Below are 19149 nucleotides of genomic sequence, written 5' to 3'. Positions count from 1 at the left end.
CAGGTCGGTCATGGCCGTCTCGAAGGAGATGCGCGTGCGGGTGGACACCTGCTGGAAGATCATGCCGAGCGTGCGGTTCTTGAGGATGAGCGGGTAGCGGCCGCCCTCCTTGATCATCTTCTTCATGGAGAGGGCCAGCTCCACCATGTCGAGCAGCTCCTCCTTGGTGAAGTCGTTGGTGTCGATGAAGTCCTTCACAGCCATGGATCCTCCTTACGGGTCGATGTCTCGCGGCTCGGAAGCGGTCTTCCCTTCGGCCGCGCTTCTATGGCGCACACTATGCGGCCATCCCTTCGTTTCTGTGAAGGAATAATGGAGATTATTTTCAAATCCGAGCGTCTATACCCAAAATAATCTCACCATAAACCCTATTCTGATCAGGCATGATAACCGCACCTTCCAAAAGCCCTCCGACATCGACACAAGCATGCGAGACGCACGGTACAATGCGGACGCAGGACAACGACCGACCCAACTAGCGGTAAAAGCAAAAGGGGGAGGGGGCAGCCTTGGAGATCGGCTTTTACCTCTACACCATGCTCGTGATGATCGTGTGCATCGCCGCCGGGACCATCTCCCTTTCGGCCTACTTCGTATCGCGAAAGCGCAGCCATCTCTCCGCTGTGGCATTCTTCCTCTTCTATTTCCTCGACCTCGCACTCATCTTCCAAAACGAATACCTTGGACAGAACACCAACTTCCCGCTCGACGCGTTTTACGGCATCGACCACCCGGCGCTCAAGATAGCGTTCTCGTTGGGCACCATCGAGTCGCTGTGGCTCATCGTGTGCGACTACGTGGACGAGCGTCGTCGCTTGCTGCTTGCTGGACCTGCGGTTGCGTTCACCCTAGCATGCGCGGGCATCGTGCTTCTCTTGCCCGAAGGGCCTTGGCGGCAGTACCTGTTCTACAGCATGCGCCAGGTGTTCCTGCTATGGAGCCTGGGCTATGCCCTTTTCCGTTACCGCACCGCGTCCACCCCGATAGAGAAGGCTCGCCTCCGGAGACAGAGGCCCCTGTTCGCCATCACGCTCGCACTGACGCTGTGCATCATCGTCGAAGACACGTTCATGATGCTCATTTGGACGCCCGACCCCTCGCAGGCTTCAATGCTCCCCTTGTACATTTCCGAGCGCAACTTCTCCGAGAACTTCCTCATGCTGGCCTTCGCCTTCTTCAGCCTGCGCGAAGCCGCGGGCGCGCTGCGAATGCGCTTCAAAGAACCGCCCGCCTCGGAGAATCCCACTGTGCGCCAGCACATCGACGATCTGCTGCCCGCCTACAGCGCGCGCAATGGCTTGACGGCGCGCGAGCGGGAGATCCTTGCGCTCGTGCTCGAGGGAAAGGATAACCAGAACATCGCGAGCGACCTCATGCTGGCACTCGGCACGGTGAAGGCGCACGTCCATAACATCCTGCGGAAAACCGATCAGGAAAGCCGCCAGGCGCTCATGCAGGATTTCTGGAAGGAGTAGGGCGTCGCAACACCGAAAGGCGCGCCGCGGTTCCCGCAAAGATCGCGAGAGCCGCGCCACGTATCGCGCAGGAGCGGATACGTGGCGCGGCAGGGCCGCAGCGAAGAACCGAGGCGGGGGAATAAGCACCTTGTCGCATTATCGCTTGCGCATGGCGCTGCAAGCTTCCTTGGGACGGAGCGGCATCCCCGCCCCCTCCCGTCACGCCCCCACCTTCCGCGTCGCGCCGAGGCGGGAACCGAAACGCAGATAGAGATGGCAAACGGAGAGAGGGCCTATGAACGAGGTTTGGTTCTGCTACACCATGTTGTTCATCCTGATGTGCCTGTTCTCGGCCAGCATGTCGCTGTCGGCCTACTTCGTGTCGCACCGCGCCACCTACCTGGGCGTCATGGCGTTCTTCATCGCCTTCTGCCTGGAGACGTCGCTCATCTTCCTCGACGAGTACTCGTATCTGAAGCCCGAGACGCTCGCGGAGATCGTGACGTTCCCCTTCCTGCATCCGTGGATCAAGCTGGCGTTCTCCACGCTGTTCATCGTCAGCGTATGGTGGGTGGCGCTCGAGTACGTCGAACGCCGCAGCTGGCCGCGCATCGCCGTGCCCTGCGGGGCGTGCGTGCTCGTACAGACCGTCGTCGTGATGGCGGTGCAGGACTCGCGGCTGAGCCAATGGATCTTCTACGGCGCGCGCGACCTGTGCGTGGCCGCCGCGCTGGCCTACGGGTTCTGGGCCTACCGGCGCACCGCCGACGAGGCGCTGCGACACCATCTGCTGCGCATGAGAAAGCCGTTCCTCGCGTTCGCCGTGATGATCGCGCTCGTGTTCACGGAGGACTCCGTCATGATGTACTACCTTGCGCCGCAGATCACCGACCTGTCCTTCACGTACCACCTCAGCGAGCGCAACATGTGCGAAAACGCCGCGGTCATCTTCTGCGCGGTGCTGGCCATCCGCTCGGCGGCCGACACCCTGTCCATCCGTTTCCACGAGCCGCCTGTCGGCGCTGCCACGAAGGTGCAGCAGCGCGCTCACACGCAGCTGGCGCGCTTCGCCGACCGCCACGCGCTCACGCCGCGCGAGCGCGACGTGCTGGCCCTCTTGCTGGAAGGCAAGGACAACCAGAACATCGCGAGCGCGCTCACGCTGTCGCTCGGCACGGTGAAGGCGCACGTGCACAACATCTACCGCAAGGCGAACGTCAGCTCGCGCCAGCAGCTCCTGCAGAGCTTCTGGAAGGAAGACTGAGGCGCTGGAAAGCGACAACGTGCAGGAGCAATCGGCTATCGACGGCCGATGCAGTGCGCGGCGTAGAGGGGCACGCTCTTAATGCCGCGCTCCAATCCGAAGTTCTTCGTCGACAGCCGTAGGACGACCGGCGGATCGTACGCCTTGCGGTACGCCTCCAAGCTGCGCGCGGATACATTGCCCCCCGACTTGACCTCGATGGGAATGGCGCCGTCGCCTTCCAACTGAACGACGAAGTCCACTTCGGCCTTGCTGGCCGTCCCCCAGTAGAACGGCTCTACGCCGCTCGCTCGTAGCTGCTGCATCACGTAGTTCTCCGCCACGCCCCCGCGGAAACGCGATCCCTTGTCGGAAGCGGGCGCCAGATCGTCTGCGTCCAAACCCTGCAATGCCGTCAAAAGCCCCACGTCGAGCAGGTACAGCTTGAAGAAATCATGCTCCACGAACGCCTTGAGCGGCTTGCGCCCCTCGCTCACGCGGTAGCAGAACGAGACCAGCCCGGCTGCATGAAGCCAGTTGATGGGGGCCTCGTACTGAAAAGCGCGCGCCGACGAAGCTATGGTGGCGTACTGGAACTTATGGTTCTCCTTCGCCAGCTGCTCGGGCACGCTTCTCCACACGTTGAGGATTTTGGACGAGTCGAGCGGGCTCGCGTATTTCGTCATGTCGGCAAGGTAGGCGTCGGCGATTCCCTGCTGAATAGAGCGCACCGTTTGCAGACGCCCACCTTCAACGTGCGCCAAAACTGCTTCGGGCAGTCCCCCGACCAGCAAATACGCGCGATACCGCTCGAGAGCGCGCTCATGAAGGCCGAGCGGGACGTTCGATGCGTACGCTTCCTCGATGAGGTTTGCAAGCTTCTCGTCGCCTACCGCCCAGAGGAACTCCTCGAAATCGAGCGGATACAAGGTGAGCGTATCGACCTTTCCCACCGGATAAGAGTACTCACTGCGCCCCAACGCAACGCCGAGCAGGCTGCCCGCCGCGATCACGCAGCATTCGGGAGCGCGCTCGTAGAAGTACTTGAGGGCGGTGAGCGCGCGAGGGCACGCTTGCACCTCATCGAAGAACACGAGGGTCGTCGCAGGATCGAAGTCCATGCCGCTTGCGGCCTCGAGCTGAGGCAGGAGGGCTTCGGGCGTGATGTCGCCGTCGAACAGCGCGCAAAGGTCTTTCTGCGCCGAGAAGTCGAGGTAGATCACACGCTCGAACGCGTTCTTGGCAAAGGAGAGGACGGAGTACGTTTTCCCCACTTGACGCGCCCCGTGGATGACGAGCGGCTTCCTGGACGACGAGGCCTTCCACGTGAGTAATTCGGCATCGATCCTACGCTTCATGGCGCTCACCTCATCCCAATCGGAAATATCGTTCATAGCATAACGTTTTTTCCGGAACTTTCGTAAAACTGATGACGGAATTTCATATTCGGCACTGATAAACCACCCCTAACCCCTTCTAATCCCGAGGGCGGGCAATCCAACCCCTTCTAAACTTTCCTTCGGGCGGGCGGCGGGCGTATGGTCGTTTCAGGAGGGGCGGCTGCAAGGGGGCCGCCCGCACGCGAGGGCGACCGCCGGTCGCCCCGAAGAAGCGACATCGCGTCCGCTTCAACCGGATTGGGAAAGGAGGGCAGCGCTGATGGCAGAGGAGGCAACCGCCGTGGCGGTCACCGACGAGGACCGCGAGCTCGCCACGAAACCGGTGCACGGCCTGTTCGTCAAGTACTCGCTCATCACGCTCATCGGCATGGCCGCACAGGCCGTCATGGTAATCCTCGAGGGGGTGATCATCGGAAACGGATTGGGGTCGTTCGGCCTGGCCGTCGTGGGCATCATCATGCCGCTCGAGCTGCTGAACCTGGCGCTGGGCGGCGCGCTTGGCATGGGCGTGGCCACCGTGGCGGGCAACCGCCTGGGCGCGGGCGACGCGGCGGGGGCGCGCAAGGCGTTCTCCCAGGGTTTCTGGTTGTCCACGTACCTGATCCTCGCCATCTCGGTGCTCATCTTCATCTTCGCGCCGCAGATCGCCCTCATGCTGGGCGCCACGCCCGACCTCGCAGACGGCGTGGTCACGTTCATCCGCATCTTCATGTGCTTCTACCCGTTCTGCATCCTCGGACAGATGATGGGGTCGGTCCTGCGTGTGGACGAGAAGCCAGGACTGGCCACCGCCGCACAGTTCGGATCCGCCGTGCTTGCCGTGGTATGGCTGTACTGCTCGATCTTCCTGGCGAACTTGGGCGTCGTCGGAGCCGCCGTGTACTACGGCACGTCCATCGGCCTTTGGTTCGTCGTCATCTTCTACTTCATCTTCAGCAAGCACACGAAGTTCAAAATCGGCTTCTCCGACATGAAACTGGACGGGGCGCTATGCCGCGAGATCCTCGTCATCGGCCTGCCCACGTTCCTCATGCAGGCGGCCAGCCTCGTGTACACCACCGTCATCAACAACTACCTGGGCGTGCTGGGAGGCGACCTGGAGATCTCCGCGTTCGCCATCCTGAACGGCTACCTCGTGTACATCCTCAACATGATGTGGCTGTGCGCGACCTACGGCGTGCAGCCCCTGGCCAGCGTCAACTTCGGCGCCAAGCGCCCTGATCGCCTGAGGACGCTCATCCGCGTGGCCGTGGTGGACACCGCCGCCGCCATCGCCGTGGTCTCGGCGCTGTTCATCGTGTGCGCCGTGCCCATCTGCACCATCTTCTGCGGCAACGAGCCCGACCTTATCGCGCTCGCCGCCGCGAACGCCCTGCCGCTGTGCGCGCTGGCGTGCCTGGGCGCCGCGTCCAACGTGATGTCGGCGTACTTCCAGGCCGTGGACAAGGTGGTTATCGCAACGGTGCTCGGCATGAGCCGCTACCTCGTCTTCACCGTCCCCTGCATCATGATCATGTCCTCGTTCATGGGCATCACGGGCGTGTGGTGGGCGCAGCCGGTGGCCGACGTGCTGTGCTTCGCGTTCACCATGGTGTTCGTGGTGCGCGAGCTGCGCCGCCTGGGCGCACTGCACGCCGAGAACGCCTCCGATACATCCGAACCCTCGCAGGAAGGAGCCGTCGCATGAAGCCGGCCGATCTGATTCTGAGCAGCACCCGCATCTTCACCGCCGAGCCGGGCGTGGACGCCACGATGGATGGCAGCATCGCTATCGAGGGAGGCCGCATCGTCTTCGTCGGGCCGCGCGAGGAGGCCGCCGCCTACGCGGGGCCCGCCACCGAGGCCGTGGAGCTGGGCGATGCGTTCGTCTGCCCCGGCTTCCACGACTCCCACCTGCACTTCTTCCCCTCGGCGATGGACCGCTCGCCCTACGTGGTGTTCTGCGAGGGCCGCAGCGCGCAAGACTGCGTCGAGGCGCTCAAGCAGGTGGAGGACGCCCGGCCGACCGACGAGTTCATGCTGTCGTACGGCTGGTACCATCCGCTGTGGGACAACCCCGTGCTGCCGAACAAGGACATCCTCGACGCCGCCTACCCCGACCGCCCCGTGTGCCTGCAATCGGGCGACTCCCATACGCTGTGGACGAATTCGAAGGGCCTCGAGAAGTTCGGCATCACGAAGGACTCGGTGCCGCCCGCCGGCGGCGTGTACCAGAAAGACGAGCACGGCGAGCTGACCGGCATCATCCAGGAAACGGCGGCCACGCAGCTCATCCCCCGCATGCTCGCGTTCAGCGAGGAGGAGACGGCCGCCGGCATCAAGCAATTCCTGGCCGACCTCAACGCCGAGGGCATCACCAGCGTGTGCGACGTGTCGCTTCTGGCCGTGCCGGGCGGCGACTTCGTGCGCGACGACGTGTACCGCGCGCTCGCCGAGAACGGCGAGCTGACGGTGCGCATCAACATGTTCCCCACCGCGCTCGAGGACCTCACCCGCGCCCGGAAGCTGCGCGACGAGTTCGCCGGCAACGACCTCTTGCGTTCGCCCGGCCTCAAGCAGTTCTTCGACGGCGTGTCGTCCACCCACACCGCCTGGCTCACCGAGCCGTACGCGAACGCGTACTTCGAGGGCGATTGCGGCGCGCCGGTCACCGATCCCGAGCGCATGCGGCGCATCGTGCTGGGCGCGGCCGAGGAAGGCTTCGCCGTGCGCATCCACACCATCGGCGATGCGGCCATCCACGTGGCGCTTGACATCTTCGAGGAGGCGCGCGCGAAGTTCGGGCCGGTGGCCGGCCAAAACGGCCTGGAGCACCTCGAGAACCTCCTGCCCGAGGACATCGCGCGGCTGGCCGAGCTCGACGTATCGGCCAATTGCCAGCCGCCCCACACGGTGCTCGACCCGAACGGCATCGAGCGCGACCTGGGGCCCGAGCGCGCGAAGCTCATGTGGCCGTACCGCACCTACCTCGAAGAAGGCGTGAAGTTCTCGTTCGGCACCGACTCGCCCGTGGTGGACATCAACTCGCGCGAGGTCATCTACGACGCCGTGACGCGTCAGAGCCCGGCCACCGGGGAGCCCGCGGGCGGCTGGCAGCCGCAGGAGAAGATTCCCGCCGCCGACGCCGTGCGCGCCTACACGCTGGGCAGCGCCGTCGCAGCCGGACGCGGCGACGAGGTGGGGTCGCTGACGGCCGGCAAGCTGGCCGACATCGCCGTGCTCGACACCGATCTCCTGACCTGCGCGCCCGAGGAGATTCTGGAAGCAAAAGTGCTGGCCACGTATCTGGGAGGAAGAAAGGTTTACGGACGGTAGTTCCGCATGAAGGTCGGCGAGTCCTTCATGCGGAAGGGCTCGCCGACCTCCGGCACCCCAAGATCGAATGCGCGAAGCAGGACGTAGAAAACGCAGGCCTCTCCGCGTCCGGAAGGCAGGACCGATCAGAAAACCGACCCCCGAGACCGAAGAACCGGGAATCGAACCTGGCCAGCTTGGACCGGCACGAAAGGCAGCGAAGGGTCGAGAGACGGCAAAACCCGCGCAAGGCCCGATCGCCTGCCGAGACCAAACGGGCAACGGCCCTCAACCACGAAGCCTCACGCTGTCGAAGAGCGCCTGGCGCAGCCGGTAGCGACGGGTCATCCAATCGTAGTCGACAGCGCGCAGGGATCTGCCCATGCGCTTTGCCAGCAAGCGAGCCACCTCGTCGAACTGTCGCGCGTCGAATAGCTGGATGCGCGTGACCGTGACCACGGAGAGCCCTCCGAGCGCAAGCGCAGTGCGACGACGAGAATCCCCGGCGATGCGCGCCGACCCGGTATGGTACCGATCGCTGTCGTATTCGACGGCCAGCCCTTGCTCGGGCCAACACAAATCGTACGAGAAGCGCCCTCCCTTCGACGCGCGCCCCAAACGCCCCTCCGCATCGATCCATCGATTCATCTGCGGAAGCGGCAATCCATAGCCTCCGTAGCGGCGGGGAAGGCACAGCAAGGCAACCGTGATCGACTCCATCGGCGACGCCGACCCATCCGCCAGGTAGCGCACCGCGACGGCGGCCCGCTTGACACCATGCTCGCCCTTGGATGCCTCGATGCGCTTTCGCAACGCATCGACCGAAGCGAGTGGCTCGCGATCCCGAAAGCCGCGTTCGCTTCCCCTGTCGAGCGCATACGACCCGCACAGCTCGAACCCCAGTTCGACGAGCTTGGGCAGCGCCATGCCGCCAGCCTCGTGGACGAAGCACGCGCTCGGAGACTCGACGTAGAGCCCCTTTTCCACACGGACGAACGATCGCGCGGGCATCCGACTCCGCACATGGGTGACGATCTCGGGAGAGCGAGTGCGGCAGGAAGCGTCCGGGACAACCAAGTGAACCGGACGGCCAATGCCCCAACGTGCAAGATCGTGCAGGGCGATCTGCGACCGCCCTGGCGGCCCATCCATGCGGAAACGAGCGCGAGACGGCTCCCAATGCGTCGCGGAATGTGGCGAGCGCCAATAGGCAAGTGCGGAATCATGTCCGAGGAAAAGGTTCATACTCTTAGGATACCCCCGGGAAAGGAGCCGGTCATGATATGATTTTTTGTAGCGGTATAGAAAAAATTGAAGCCTTCGACAAACCGAAATCGGCGCAACCGTTGTCGCCGCCTATCACCCGAAAGACACCCCCTCTGAGACCAACCGACTCGAAGCGCTGGGACCTCTCGCGTCGGGCGGCTTCTCCCCAAAAGGCATCCGGACAGGAAGCGCCACGTCGAACGACCGACGAACACCGGAGTCGGTTTTTGCAGGAAAAAGCGAAGGTTCGTGCATGTTTTTTCGTTTTTGGGAATTGAACCGAGGCCGAACGTTTTCTTCACCTGGAATTTCACGATGTTCGTCAGCATACACGGCCCCAAAACCGCGCGCATCGCTCGCAAAAACGAAAAAACCTGCACGAAAGGGAGGGAATTCCGCGCGCAACCCAGTCGACGCGCAGCGCACGCCTCCACCCTCGCGTCAAACGCAAGGATGGGAGCGAGAAAGCGAACGGAAAGGCGGAGACGGAAGGGCGGGCGAGCAAGAAGCGAAGACGGAGGGATGGATGAAGCTGCAAGCGGAGGGGAAGGCGAGCGGGAAGGCGGAGGCAAAGGCCGATCCCTTGATTGCAAGGAAGCGGGAAGGCTCCATGTCGGGCGCGCGAGCGCACAGGGAGACCCCCTCCCCCGAAGCCCAACCGGCAAGCGACGAGCGGTCGCCGGACCGCCAGCGCCACGGCCAACCGCGAGGGCGCACGGATAGCCGGACAGCGCCTGCCCGGCGAACCCTCAAGCCGTCGGCAACGCCCACTCCGCAGGCAAGCGCATCGGTGGCGCGAGCCCCGCGACGAGGCGGCCGTCTGCAGAAGCGCGCCGGGGCGCCCACCTCCGCAGACGGCCCCGGCGCTCCCGCCAACATCCGCCTAGCGACCCTGCGGCGCGGGCTCCTGCTGGGTGATGCAGTGGATGTTGCCGCCGCCGTAAGCGATCTCGCGCGTGCTCACGCCCACGACCTCGCGGTCGGGGAACATGGCGCGCACCTGCTCGAGCGCCAGCTCATCGTTCGGATCGTCGTACTGAGGCACGATGACGCCGCCGTTCACGATGAGGAAGTTCATGTACGAGGCGATGGCCACATCGTCCACCGTGCGCGGCAGCGTGCCCTCCACGACGTCGATGGTCGCCACCTCTTCGGCGCTCATGTACGTGGGCACCTGCGGCATCGTCAGCTTGTGCACCTTAAGCGCGCGCCCCTTCGCATCGGTTGCGTTCGACAACGTTTCGTAAGCCGCGCGAGCAACCTCGTAGAACGGGCTGTCCTCGTCGTCGGTCCAGATGCACCCCACCTCGCCGGGACGCACGAAGCACGCCACGTCGTCGATATGACCGTTCGTCTCCTCGGGGTCGATGCCGTCCTTGATCCAGATGACCTTCTCCACGTTCAGGTAGTCGCGCAGGTAGTCCTCGATCTGCTCCCGGGAAAGCTCCGGATTGCGGCCCTCGGACAGAAGGCACATCTCGGTGGTCAGCACGGTGCCCTCGCCGTCCACGTGGATGGAGCCGCCTTCAAGCACAAGCGAGTCGGGGCGGTAACGGTCGGCGCGCGCGAGGTCGGCAACCTTCATGCCCACGAGCGCGTCCTGATCCCACGGGAAGTACAGGCCGTCCACCAGGCCACCCCATGCGTTGAAGTGCCAGTGCACCGCGCGCAGGCCGCCGTCGCCGTTCACGACAAACGTGGGGCCGCAGTCGCGAATCCATGCATCGTCGGAGGTCATCTCGACGACGAGGATGTTGTCCTCGTCGGCCAGCTCATAGCGCGCGGCCTCGTAATCGTCGGGATTCGCCCCCACGACGACGGGCTCGAACCGCGCGATGGCGCGGGCCACTTCGGCATAGGCGCGCTGCGCGGGCTTCGCGCCGTCGCGCCAGTTGTCGGTACGGTGCGGCCAGAGCATCCAGACGCGGGTCTGCGGCTCGAACTCGGCCGGCATGCGGAAGCCGTCGGCCCTCGGGGTGGATTCGCCTTCGTAGATGGTCTTCATACATGCATCCTTTCTGTCCTATGCTTGCAAACGAATAACGGGAGGAACGATATTCCGAAACGGGCGGAAACGTCGCGCAAGGGCGAAGGGCTAGACGACCGAAAGCGCAACGGGCAACGAGACGGGGAAAGGAGCCCGAGCTTGCAAGCCCCACCAGAGCGCACGGCGTACGGAGCAGAACCGCAAACACCAACTATGCGCCGCAGGGAAGAGGCACCGAGCCACCTGCGCCACCCGCATCTCGTCGCAAGCCATCGCATCCAGAGCACGCACGCTCGCGCTCGCAGCCCACCGCGTCCGGCGCACGCCCGCGTCGCGGCGGGCATGCGCCGGACGTGCGGGGCGCGCTACATCAAATCTCGCGGTTCGCGTCCGATGATCCGATCCTCTTCGACCACGACCCTCTCCGATTCAGGCATCTCCACGTAGCCCTGCGCAACATCGAACGCCAACGGATCGCCGCTCGCCTCCATGCCGCGGTATTCCACCGCACGCCCGCGCGCCGACAGCACGCGCACGATCTCGCCGATAACCACGAACGCGATCACGCCGACGAGCATGGGGATCTTCGCCATCTCCTCTTCGGAGCCGTTGAGCGGCACGATGGTGGCGATGATTGACAGCACGAGCAGCACCACGGGCAGCCACGTGACGACCAGAAGCACAACGCGGCCTCCAGGCACCTTGAACACGCGCTTCGCGTTCGCATCGACGCGGCGCAGCTTCAGAAACGCCGGGAACATCGGAATGTAGCTGATCAGCAGAAACACGATGTTCATGGAGAAGAATATCCAGAAGAACCCGTCGAACCCGGCCAGCTCCATGACCGGCGCCAACAGCACGAGCACGCTCGCCACCACGCCGTTGATGACGGCGGCGCCGGTGGGCATCTGGTTCTTCTCGCTCTCGCGCGCGAAGGGCCGGGGCATGTTGCCTTTCTTCGCGGCGTGCTCGGCCACGAAGTTCACGCCGAACGACCAGCTGACCATGTTGCCGAACAGCGTAACGAGGAACACGATGCCCACCACGACGAACAGGACGCTTCCCACGCCGGCCATGATGCCCACCGCGTCCATGATGCCCGAATCGAGCGAGATGTCCTCGGCGGGGATGGCTGCGCCGATGCCGAACGAGCTGAACAGGTACAGCGCGGCGATGGCGATGCCTCCGGCGATGATGGCACGCGGGATTTGCCGGCTGGGGTTCTCCATCGAGCCCACGTAGGTGGTGATCACCTCGAAGCCCATGAAGTTGAACAGGATGATGGACAGGTACGTCAGGCCGTTCGCGTCGAACGAGGGCAGAAACGTCTCAGGCGCCATGTCGTTGGCGAAGCCGAAGGTCAACGCGTACCAGATGCCAAGACCGCCCACCAAAAGCGCGATGCCCACCTTGAGCACGGCAGACAGGTTGAGTATCCACGCCGAGTCCGACACCTTCGAGAAGCTGAGGAACACGACGATCCAGATGAACGCCAACTCGATGGCGAGCGCGGGGAGAAGGTCGAGCTCAAAGCCCGTGATGAGCGTGATCGTCTCGGGGAACAAGATGGCCAAAGACGCCATCCATAAAGGGAAGTTGATCCAATAGTACCAGCTCACACGGCTCCCCCAGCGATCGCCGAACGCGCGGCGCACCCAATCGTACAGGCCGCCCTCGTCATCGTAGGTGGTGCCCAGCTCGCTGACCACGAGCCCGTAGGGCAAAAGAAACGCGATGATGAGGAATATCCACCAGAAGAACTGTGAGTTGCCGATGGCGGCTGCGGGAGCCGCCGCCTCGGCCACGAACACCACGGTGATGACCGAGAGGATCGCGTCGATCAAGCGGAATTTCTTCGTTGCCATAGGTTTCCTTCTTTCGAAATAGAGGGGATCGCGGTTCGAAGCCTGCACGCTAACGGAGGTGGCCACGACCCAGTAGAGCGGAAAAGGAGAGGGCGGCAAGCAGGCCTTCCGGCGCGCCCGCCCCGCGCCTTCGCGCTCGAGCGGACGCGCCCAGCGCAACGGAATCCAAGCGGGACCGCGCAAGCCCTTTGCTCCGTCACGAGATCGGGCACCTCGGCCTCCCGCAGCGTCGACTCGTTCCAAAAACCGCTAGGCCGTCGGATCGTCCCACTTGCCCAAGCTGTTCAGCAGGCTATCCAGCTGATCGCGCGCCTCGTCGGCTTCGGGCTGGTCGATGCGCGCCCCAGCACAGAACCACGCGAGCAGACCGCGGATGGAGTGCTTGCGGTTCTCGGCCTCGTCCCAGCAGATGGACTGCGCACCGTCGATCACCGCGTCGGTGACCTCCTCGCCGCGCGTGGCGGGCAGGCAGTGCATGAACTTGGCGTGCGGAGCGGCCAGCGCCATAAGCTCCTCGGTGACCTGGTACGTCGGGTAGAAGATGGCCATGCGCTCGTCCTTCGACAGCTCCTTGTCGTACAGCCCGTACCACACGTCGGTGTACACGAAGTCGGCATCGCGCATGGCTTCCTCGCGGTTGTCGGTGACGGTGACGCTGCCGCCGGACTCCTCGCAGTTCGCACGTCCGATGGCCAGCAGATCCTCGCGGATCTGGTGCCCCTCGGGCCCGTACTGCACGAAGTCCATGCCCATCTTCGAGCAGATGAACATCTCGGACACGCACACCTGCGTGGCATCGCCCACGAACACCATCTTGCAGTTCTCGATGCGCTTGCCCTCGGGCAGGTGCTCGATCATGGTGAGCAGGTCGCCCATCTCCTGCGTGGGATGGTTGTAGTCGGACATGCCGTTGATCACGGGCACCTGCGCGTACTTCGCCAGCTCGACGAGGTCCTCGTGGCGGTCGACGCGCGCCATGATGACGTCGAGGAGGCGCCCCATCACGCGCGCGGAGTCCTCGATGCTCTCGTGGCCGCCCAGCTGGATGGTGCCGGGCGCGTAGAACTGCGCATCGCCGCCGAGGTCGGCCATGGCGCCCTCGAACGACAGGCGCGTGCGGGTGGACACCTGCTGGAAGATCATGCCGAGCGCCTTGTGCCTCAAAAGCTCGGGGAAGTAGCCGGCCTTCACGCAGCGCTTGAGCACGCGGGAAAGCTCGATCATGTCGAGCAGCTGGTCTTTGGTGAAATCGTTGGTGTCGAGAAAGTCTTTGACGGTCATCGCGATGGGCCTCCTTTGTGCAGAATAATCGATACGAACCGCAACGATTCTGCCGGATGTCTCCCCTCCCTCCGAGGATGCGACCGCGTTTGCAACATCACCGTTGCCGCGCAATCAACCAAACGTTGCGCAAGGCGGCGCCGTCCCCGCAAAGCACGCCTCGCTCGCGAACCATCGCCGTCCTTCGAGAGAATCGCAGGCCTTGCGCACGGCAAGCGCGATGACGCGAATCGCCGCCGCAAAGCCTTTCCTGCGCACTTGAAGCCCCTTTCCAAGGGCGCTGCATGAGGGTGTGCGTTTGGCCCGATCTTGGGGAACGAAGGATGCGCGAACCGCCCCGGAGAACTTCAATGCTTCGGCCCTGAGCCATTCGAGGCTCCACCAGCTCGAAGCGAGACCGCAGCTCAGGACGACCTCCGGCTCAAGCGAACCGGCGCGGCCGGATTGCAGTGCGACCGCGCCTTGCTCACCAGTGTGGAGGCGCCGCGACGCGCGGCTCGACAGCGGCGGGAAGTCGTGCGAGAATCGAGGACGAATCGAAACCGAACCGCGACGAAGGACCCGCCATGAACCTGCCCGGCCTCATCACCGTGCGCCCCGAGCAAACCGACGAGTTGAACGCCCTCGCGGCGATGGTGGGCGCGTGTTTCCGCGAGGAGATGTGGCACGTCACCTGGCTCGACGTTCCCGGCATCTCCGAAGAACGCAAGCTGGCCATCACGCAAGCCGCCATCCACGCCGACTACGCCGTCACCGCGCCGTACGGATGCGTCTACGCGCTGCCCAACCATGCGGGGGCCGCGAACGCCTTCCTGCGCAGCGAGCTGCCCGAAGGCGGCTGGGAGCAGTTTGAGAAAGAGTCGGAACGACGCTTGGCCCTCGCGTTCACGCCGGAGGAGACAGCAGTGCTCGGGCCACGCGCCGAGGCGATGGAATCGCTTTCGGACACGAACTGGCCGCTGGCCCATGCGAAGGCCGATGAGGACTTCATCTACTTTATTTCAATCGGCATCGATCCCGCTCGTCGCGGCGCGGGCGCGTTCCGCCGCCTGTTCGTGCCGTTTCTGGACGAGGCCGACCAACGCGAGGTGCGCTGCTACCTCGACTGCTACACCGACCGGCTGGAGAGCCTGTACGGCCACTTCGGCTTTCGCACGGTGGAGCGCAAGGACGCGCCCGGATTCGACCTGGTGGAACGCTGCATGGTGCGCGAGCCGGGCGCGCAGGGGGCCTCGTGAGGTCGAACGAGATTGCAAAACTGGCCGGCTGCACCGTGCGCACGCTGCGCCACTACCACGCCATCGGATTGTTGCCCGAGCCACCGCGCAGCGAGAACGGCTATCGTGACTACGGCGCGAGAGATCTCGCGCGCATCCTGCGTGTAAAACGACTCGCGTCGCTCGGGTTCTCGCTCGACCGCATCGGCGAGGTGCTCGAGCAGATGGATGCGTATCCTCCCGACGAAGCAGGCGCGAGGGCCCACGACGCCCTCGACGAGCTCGACCGCGAACTGGCCGCCCAGATCGAGCGCCTCGAAGAGCAACGCCGCACCATCGCCCGGTTGAAAGCCGAGCGCCTCGACCCCGACCTGCCCGTACGGTTCGCGCAAGCAGTGCGGACCCTCATCGACTACAACGAAGGCGCCATCACCAGCGGCGAGCGCGAAGCCCTTCTCATCACTGGACATTTCTACACCGAGTCGGACGCCGCCGAACTTGAGCGCGTGATCGAGAGACTCCACCAACTCGGATTGTTCGAGCAGATAAAACTGATGAGCGATCGGTTTGACAAGCTGCCTGCCGATACGCCGCGCAATGAGCTCGACCAGCTCGTCGAGGAAGCGCTCGGGCTGATCGACCCGATCATCGACTGCTTCGACTCCGCCAACTGGGAAGATCCAACGAATCCGGAAGACGCCGAAATGGAGCGCTTCGTCGACGAGCTCATGCGCGAGGATCTGAACCCCGCCCAAATTTACGCGGAAGACCGCCTGGAAGCGGAGATGAAGGCCCGCATCCTCGCCCGACGAGAGAGCCGACCCGACATGTCGAAAAGCGACCTTTCATCGTGAAAGAGGGCCGTCGCCTTCACGTCAGAACGATCGCCCCCATTGGACGCGAGTCGAGCGCGGTTCTTCGCGTTTTCAGGGCTCCAAATGCACAGAAAACGCCGCTGTGAAGCTCGCGGAGGGCGTTCGATCTATCCTTGATTTTTCCGACCAGGGGAAACGGCCCTTGCGAAAGCCGCGAACGTACGCGCAGGGGCGCTGAAGTCCGCTAGAACGCTTCACAGCGGTGATTACTGTGACTTGGAGAGGGACTTTCGACGAAGGACCGTCCTCGGTGGTCGTCATGGGGGCACAGGCGTCATCCCATGAGCTGAGGCGGCAAAACCACGCGGGATCTTTCAACTCGTCGAAGGCAGACTCAAAGTGTCTCCCATAGACATGTCTTCGTTCGCTCAAGAGCGGAGCTCCTGCACAATTCCGTCACACCTCCCTTGACCCCGACGCAACGTCGTAGTTTTAGCTTCCTTTCTGACGGAACAGAAAGGAGTTCCCCATGCACACGAACCCGCACCCCGCACGCATCGCGCCGCGCTTCTTGGCATCGAACGCGCTCTCGCTCCTCGGCAACTCCATCGCCGCCGTGGCGCTGCCGCTCATCCTGCTGGCCACCACCGGCGACGCGCTGGCCGCCGGCACGCTCGCGCTCATCTGCGCCGTTCCCCAGATGGCCATCGGCGTGGTGGGCGGCGCGGCCCTCGACCGCTTCAACCGCCGCGACATCTCCATCCTCTCCGACCTCGTGTCGGCCGCGAGCGTGGCGCTCATCCCCGTGGTCGATATGCTCTGGGGCCTCAACTTCGGCTGGTTCGTGGCGCTCGGCCTGCTGGGAGCCGTGGGCGACATCCCCGGCATGACGGCGCGCGACGCGCTGCTGCCCGCCGTGGTCGCCCGCGACAAGGCCGACCTCCAGCGCTTCATGGGGCTCACGCAGTCGCTCGACTCGCTCACCACCATCGTGGGGCCGGCCGCAGCCGCGTTCCTCATCGGCGCGGTGGGCGGCGTGCCGTCGCTGTGGTTCACCGCGGCGCTCTCGTTCGCAGCCGCCCTCGTCACCTGCACGGTGCCCCGCTCGGTGGGCGCGGAGGGCCTGCGCGGCAGCGGCGCCGAGGCGGACGGCCGCAGCGCCCTGGCCTCCGCCTTCGGCGCCCTGCGCACCGGCGCCCGCGTGCTCTTCCGCACCGACGGCGTGCTCACGGCCTCCACGCTGCTCTCCTTCGGCATCATCATGGTGATGGGGTCGTTCCAGGGCCTTGTGCTTCCCGTGCACTTCACCGAGATCGGGCGGCCGGAGCTTTTGGGCTACGTGCTCTCGGCCATGTCGCTCGGGCTTTTGGCCAGCTCGCTCGCCTACGCCGCCCTTGCGCCGCGCCTCGCGCGCCGCACCTGGTACCTGCTCTCGCTCGCCGGCATGGCGGCTGGCGTCGCCGTGCTCGGCACCTTGCCCGACCTTCCCGTCATGCTGCTCGGCGCGGTGCTGCTGGGCGTGAGCGCGGGTCCGGCGTCGGCGCTCCTCGGCTTCTTCATGCTCGACCGCATCCCCGAGCAGGACCGCGGCAGCGCGCTCGGCACGCAGAACTCGCTCGTGATGATAGCGGCGCCCGCAGCCGTGTTCGCCACCTCGGCGGCCGTGACGGCCTTCGGCGAGGCGCCGGCCGCCTACGGCCTGGTGGCATGCTGGTTCGTCATCACCGTGCTCGCCGTGGGCGCCAAGGGCATGCGGCGCCTCGACGACGCCGAGCCCTCCTCCGCCGCGGCCACGCGCACCGCGGCCACACCCGAGGCGGAGGCGCCGGGCACGCAAGCCTGACCCGGGCACCGTGCATTTCGCCGCGATGGCGCGCGCGTCGCGCCTTCGCAACGCCCAGCCGACGTCCGGAGAGGACCGGCTGGGCGCTTTTATGATGCGAGGGCAAACGTCCGGACGCCGGGCAGGCCGCGGCATGCGGCCCCCGCCGCCCCGATCGAAAGGAGCATCACCATGTCTCAAACCGCCTTGGTAACCGGCGCGACGAGCGGCATCGGCGAAGCCCTCTGCCTGCTGTTCGCCAGCGACGGATACGATCTCGTAACCGTGGCCCGCGACGAGGAGGCTCTCGAGAAGCAGGCCGAGGAGCTGCGCATCCTCGGCGTCGACGTGCTGCCTGTCGCCTGCGACCTGTCCGACCCCGACTCCGCGCGCACCATCTTCAAGCGCGTCCAGAAAGCCGACAAAGAGATCGAGATCCTCGTCAACGATGCGGGCTACAGTCCCGCTGGCCAGTTTTCCGATCTGCCCATCTCCGACATCCGCGCGATGATCCAGGTGAGCGTCACGAGCCTTGCCGAGCTGACGAGCGTGTTCCTTCATCCTATGATCGAGCGCGGCCACGGCCGCATCCTCAACATGAGCTCCATGATGGCGAAGACCCCCTGCCCCTACAACGCGCTTTACGGCGCCGCCAAGGTGTTCGTGCTGTCGTTCTCCGCCGCGCTCGCACGCGAACTGCGCGCGACGGGCGTGAGCGTGACTACCGTATGCCCCGGCGCCACGCGTACGAACTTCCCCAAAAACGCCGGCATCGAGGGGGCTCCCGCTTGGAAGTACTTCTCCATGAGCCCCGACGAAACGGCCATACGCGTCTATCGCGCGCTCATGCGGGGAGAGCGATGCGCCGTCACAGGATGGGTGAACAAAGTTGGCGCGCTCGGCGTGCGCTTCATGCCGATGGGCCTTCAGCTCATGGCCGGCGAATGGCTCCTCGGCACCCGCAAGCATCCTCTCGGCCACGAGGGAACGGAAGAAGGAGCGAAGGGGGCAAACGCAGAAGGACGCGAAGGAGGATCCGCACGAAAAAGGCAGGCTGCAGAGGCCGCCCAAGCGTGTGGCGGCGGACGAGCCGGAAACAACACCGCGCTGAAAAGCGCGCAGCCCGATACCCGAGCGGAAGAGGAGAGCGGCCCGCATGCCGACGCGAGGGCATTTGCGCGCGGAATCGCGAGCAACGACGGACGATCAGGGAAGAACGGCACCGCAGAGGGCGCCGCTGACCAAGGCAACGCTTGGCGCTTCGAACAGCACGCGTCAAGCACCTCTTCAGCATCCTGCAAAGTCAGCTGGATGCCTTGGTGAGCACGGCGGCGAAGCCACCCAAACGGCCCCGCATCCCGACGAAGAGCCGGGGTGCGGGGCATCCCGCACCCCGATCAGGCCTCTCGCGCGCACGCTTGCCGAGCGCGCGGGGAAAGGCCCATCCGTTCCCTCCGAGAGCGCACGCCATCGCCTCAGCACGCGCAGTCAAAGCCCCCCCC

At 64.8% G+C, this 19149-nt stretch carries 13 protein-coding genes and 1 pseudogene; 8 read left to right on the top strand and 6 right to left on the bottom strand.

Annotation, left to right across the window (positions count from 1 at the left end):
• Positions 1 to 204, bottom strand: a pseudogene (locus B5F40_RS15010) (putrescine carbamoyltransferase); the annotation flags it as partial.
• 305 nt (positions 205 to 509) lie between these two features.
• Here B5F40_RS15010 and B5F40_RS15005 point away from each other — a divergent pair.
• Positions 510 to 1475 carry a helix-turn-helix transcriptional regulator gene (locus B5F40_RS15005; protein ID WP_087195081.1) on the top strand — a complete coding sequence of 322 codons (966 nt, stop codon included), beginning with the start codon at positions 510 to 512 and terminating at the stop codon, positions 1473 to 1475.
• Positions 1476 to 1752: 277 nt separating this feature from the next.
• Complete coding sequence (locus tag B5F40_RS15000; protein ID WP_087195080.1) at positions 1753 to 2721, top strand: helix-turn-helix transcriptional regulator; 969 nt, start codon at positions 1753 to 1755, stop codon at positions 2719 to 2721.
• 35 nt (positions 2722 to 2756) lie between these two features.
• Here B5F40_RS15000 and B5F40_RS14995 read toward each other — a convergent pair whose 3' ends face one another.
• The gene (locus B5F40_RS14995; RefSeq protein WP_162611004.1) at positions 2757 to 4058 is read right to left on the bottom strand and encodes an ATP-binding protein; all 1302 of its coding nucleotides are present in this window, start codon (positions 4056 to 4058) and stop codon (positions 2757 to 2759) included.
• A gap of 301 nt (positions 4059 to 4359) precedes the next feature.
• Here B5F40_RS14995 and B5F40_RS14990 point away from each other — a divergent pair, with 301 nt between their 5' ends.
• Positions 4360 to 5787, top strand: a complete 1428-nt coding sequence (locus B5F40_RS14990; protein ID WP_087195078.1) for an MATE family efflux transporter — start codon at positions 4360 to 4362, stop codon at positions 5785 to 5787.
• Complete coding sequence (locus B5F40_RS14985) at positions 5784 to 7415, top strand: amidohydrolase (RefSeq protein WP_087195077.1); 1632 nt, start codon at positions 5784 to 5786, stop codon at positions 7413 to 7415. The genes B5F40_RS14990 and B5F40_RS14985 overlap by 4 nt, the downstream gene beginning before the upstream one ends.
• Positions 7416 to 7682: 267 nt before the next feature.
• Here B5F40_RS14985 and B5F40_RS14980 read toward each other — a convergent pair whose 3' ends face one another.
• The 4 genes from B5F40_RS14980 to ptcA all read right to left on the bottom strand — a co-directional run bounded on the left by B5F40_RS14980 (position 7683) and on the right by ptcA (position 13793).
• The gene (locus tag B5F40_RS14980; RefSeq protein WP_087195076.1) at positions 7683 to 8405 is read right to left on the bottom strand and encodes a hypothetical protein; all 723 of its coding nucleotides are present in this window, start codon (positions 8403 to 8405) and stop codon (positions 7683 to 7685) included.
• A 1138-nt stretch (positions 8406 to 9543) separates the two neighbouring features.
• Positions 9544 to 10665 (bottom strand): agmatine deiminase, encoded by a 1122-nt coding sequence (gene aguA / locus B5F40_RS14975; RefSeq protein WP_087195075.1) that lies wholly within the window; start codon positions 10663 to 10665, stop codon positions 9544 to 9546.
• 347 nt (positions 10666 to 11012) lie between these two features.
• Positions 11013 to 12512 carry an APC family permease gene (locus B5F40_RS14970; protein ID WP_087195082.1) on the bottom strand — a complete coding sequence of 500 codons (1500 nt, stop codon included), beginning with the start codon at positions 12510 to 12512 and terminating at the stop codon, positions 11013 to 11015.
• A gap of 249 nt (positions 12513 to 12761) precedes the next feature.
• Positions 12762 to 13793, bottom strand: a complete 1032-nt coding sequence (gene ptcA / locus B5F40_RS14965) for a putrescine carbamoyltransferase (RefSeq protein ID WP_087195074.1) — start codon at positions 13791 to 13793, stop codon at positions 12762 to 12764.
• Positions 13794 to 14359: 566 nt separating this feature from the next.
• On the opposite strand from ptcA, the gene B5F40_RS14960 reads away from it, so the two are divergent.
• The 4 genes from B5F40_RS14960 (at position 14360) to B5F40_RS14945 (ending at position 18970) form a co-directional block, all read left to right on the top strand.
• Entirely contained in the window at positions 14360 to 15031 is a 672-nt protein-coding gene (locus B5F40_RS14960) for a GNAT family N-acetyltransferase (RefSeq protein WP_087195073.1), read from the top strand.
• The gene (locus tag B5F40_RS14955; RefSeq protein ID WP_087195072.1) at positions 15028 to 15864 is read left to right on the top strand and encodes a MerR family transcriptional regulator; all 837 of its coding nucleotides are present in this window, start codon (positions 15028 to 15030) and stop codon (positions 15862 to 15864) included. The genes B5F40_RS14960 and B5F40_RS14955 overlap by 4 nt, the downstream gene beginning before the upstream one ends.
• 490 nt (positions 15865 to 16354) lie before the next feature.
• Positions 16355 to 17668 (top strand): MFS transporter, encoded by a 1314-nt coding sequence (locus B5F40_RS14950; protein WP_087195071.1) that lies wholly within the window; start codon positions 16355 to 16357, stop codon positions 17666 to 17668.
• Positions 17669 to 17839: 171 nt separating this feature from the next.
• Positions 17840 to 18970, top strand: a complete 1131-nt coding sequence (locus B5F40_RS14945; RefSeq protein ID WP_239443087.1) for an SDR family NAD(P)-dependent oxidoreductase — start codon at positions 17840 to 17842, stop codon at positions 18968 to 18970.
• Positions 18971 to 19149 lie beyond the last annotated feature (179 nt).

It is taken from the genome of Gordonibacter sp. An230, from assembly GCF_002159915.1.
Lineage (GTDB): Bacteria > Actinomycetota > Coriobacteriia > Coriobacteriales > Eggerthellaceae > Rubneribacter.
This window is presented reverse-complemented; position numbering and strand designations above follow the sequence as displayed.

Bases quoted from the DNA above. Each gene is read 5' to 3' on its own strand.
- B5F40_RS15000 (WP_087195080.1), top strand. From the start codon at position 1,753: ATGAACGAGGTTTGGTTCTGCTACACCATGTTGTTCATCCTGATGTGC.
- B5F40_RS14995 (WP_162611004.1), bottom strand. From the start codon at position 4,058: ATGAAGCGTAGGATCGATGCCGAATTACTCACGTGGAAGGCCTCGTCG.
- B5F40_RS14990 (WP_087195078.1), top strand. From the start codon at position 4,360: ATGGCAGAGGAGGCAACCGCCGTGGCGGTCACCGACGAGGACCGCGAG.
- B5F40_RS14985 (WP_087195077.1), top strand. From the start codon at position 5,784: ATGAAGCCGGCCGATCTGATTCTGAGCAGCACCCGCATCTTCACCGCC.
- B5F40_RS14980 (WP_087195076.1), bottom strand. From the start codon at position 8,405: ATGCCCGCGCGATCGTTCGTCCGTGTGGAAAAGGGGCTCTACGTCGAG.
- aguA (WP_087195075.1), bottom strand. From the start codon at position 10,665: ATGAAGACCATCTACGAAGGCGAATCCACCCCGAGGGCCGACGGCTTC.
- B5F40_RS14970 (WP_087195082.1), bottom strand. From the start codon at position 12,512: ATGGCAACGAAGAAATTCCGCTTGATCGACGCGATCCTCTCGGTCATC.
- ptcA (WP_087195074.1), bottom strand. From the start codon at position 13,793: ATGACCGTCAAAGACTTTCTCGACACCAACGATTTCACCAAAGACCAG.
- B5F40_RS14960 (WP_087195073.1), top strand. From the start codon at position 14,360: ATGAACCTGCCCGGCCTCATCACCGTGCGCCCCGAGCAAACCGACGAG.
- B5F40_RS14950 (WP_087195071.1), top strand. From the start codon at position 16,355: ATGCACACGAACCCGCACCCCGCACGCATCGCGCCGCGCTTCTTGGCA.
- B5F40_RS14945 (WP_239443087.1), top strand. From the start codon at position 17,840: ATGTCTCAAACCGCCTTGGTAACCGGCGCGACGAGCGGCATCGGCGAA.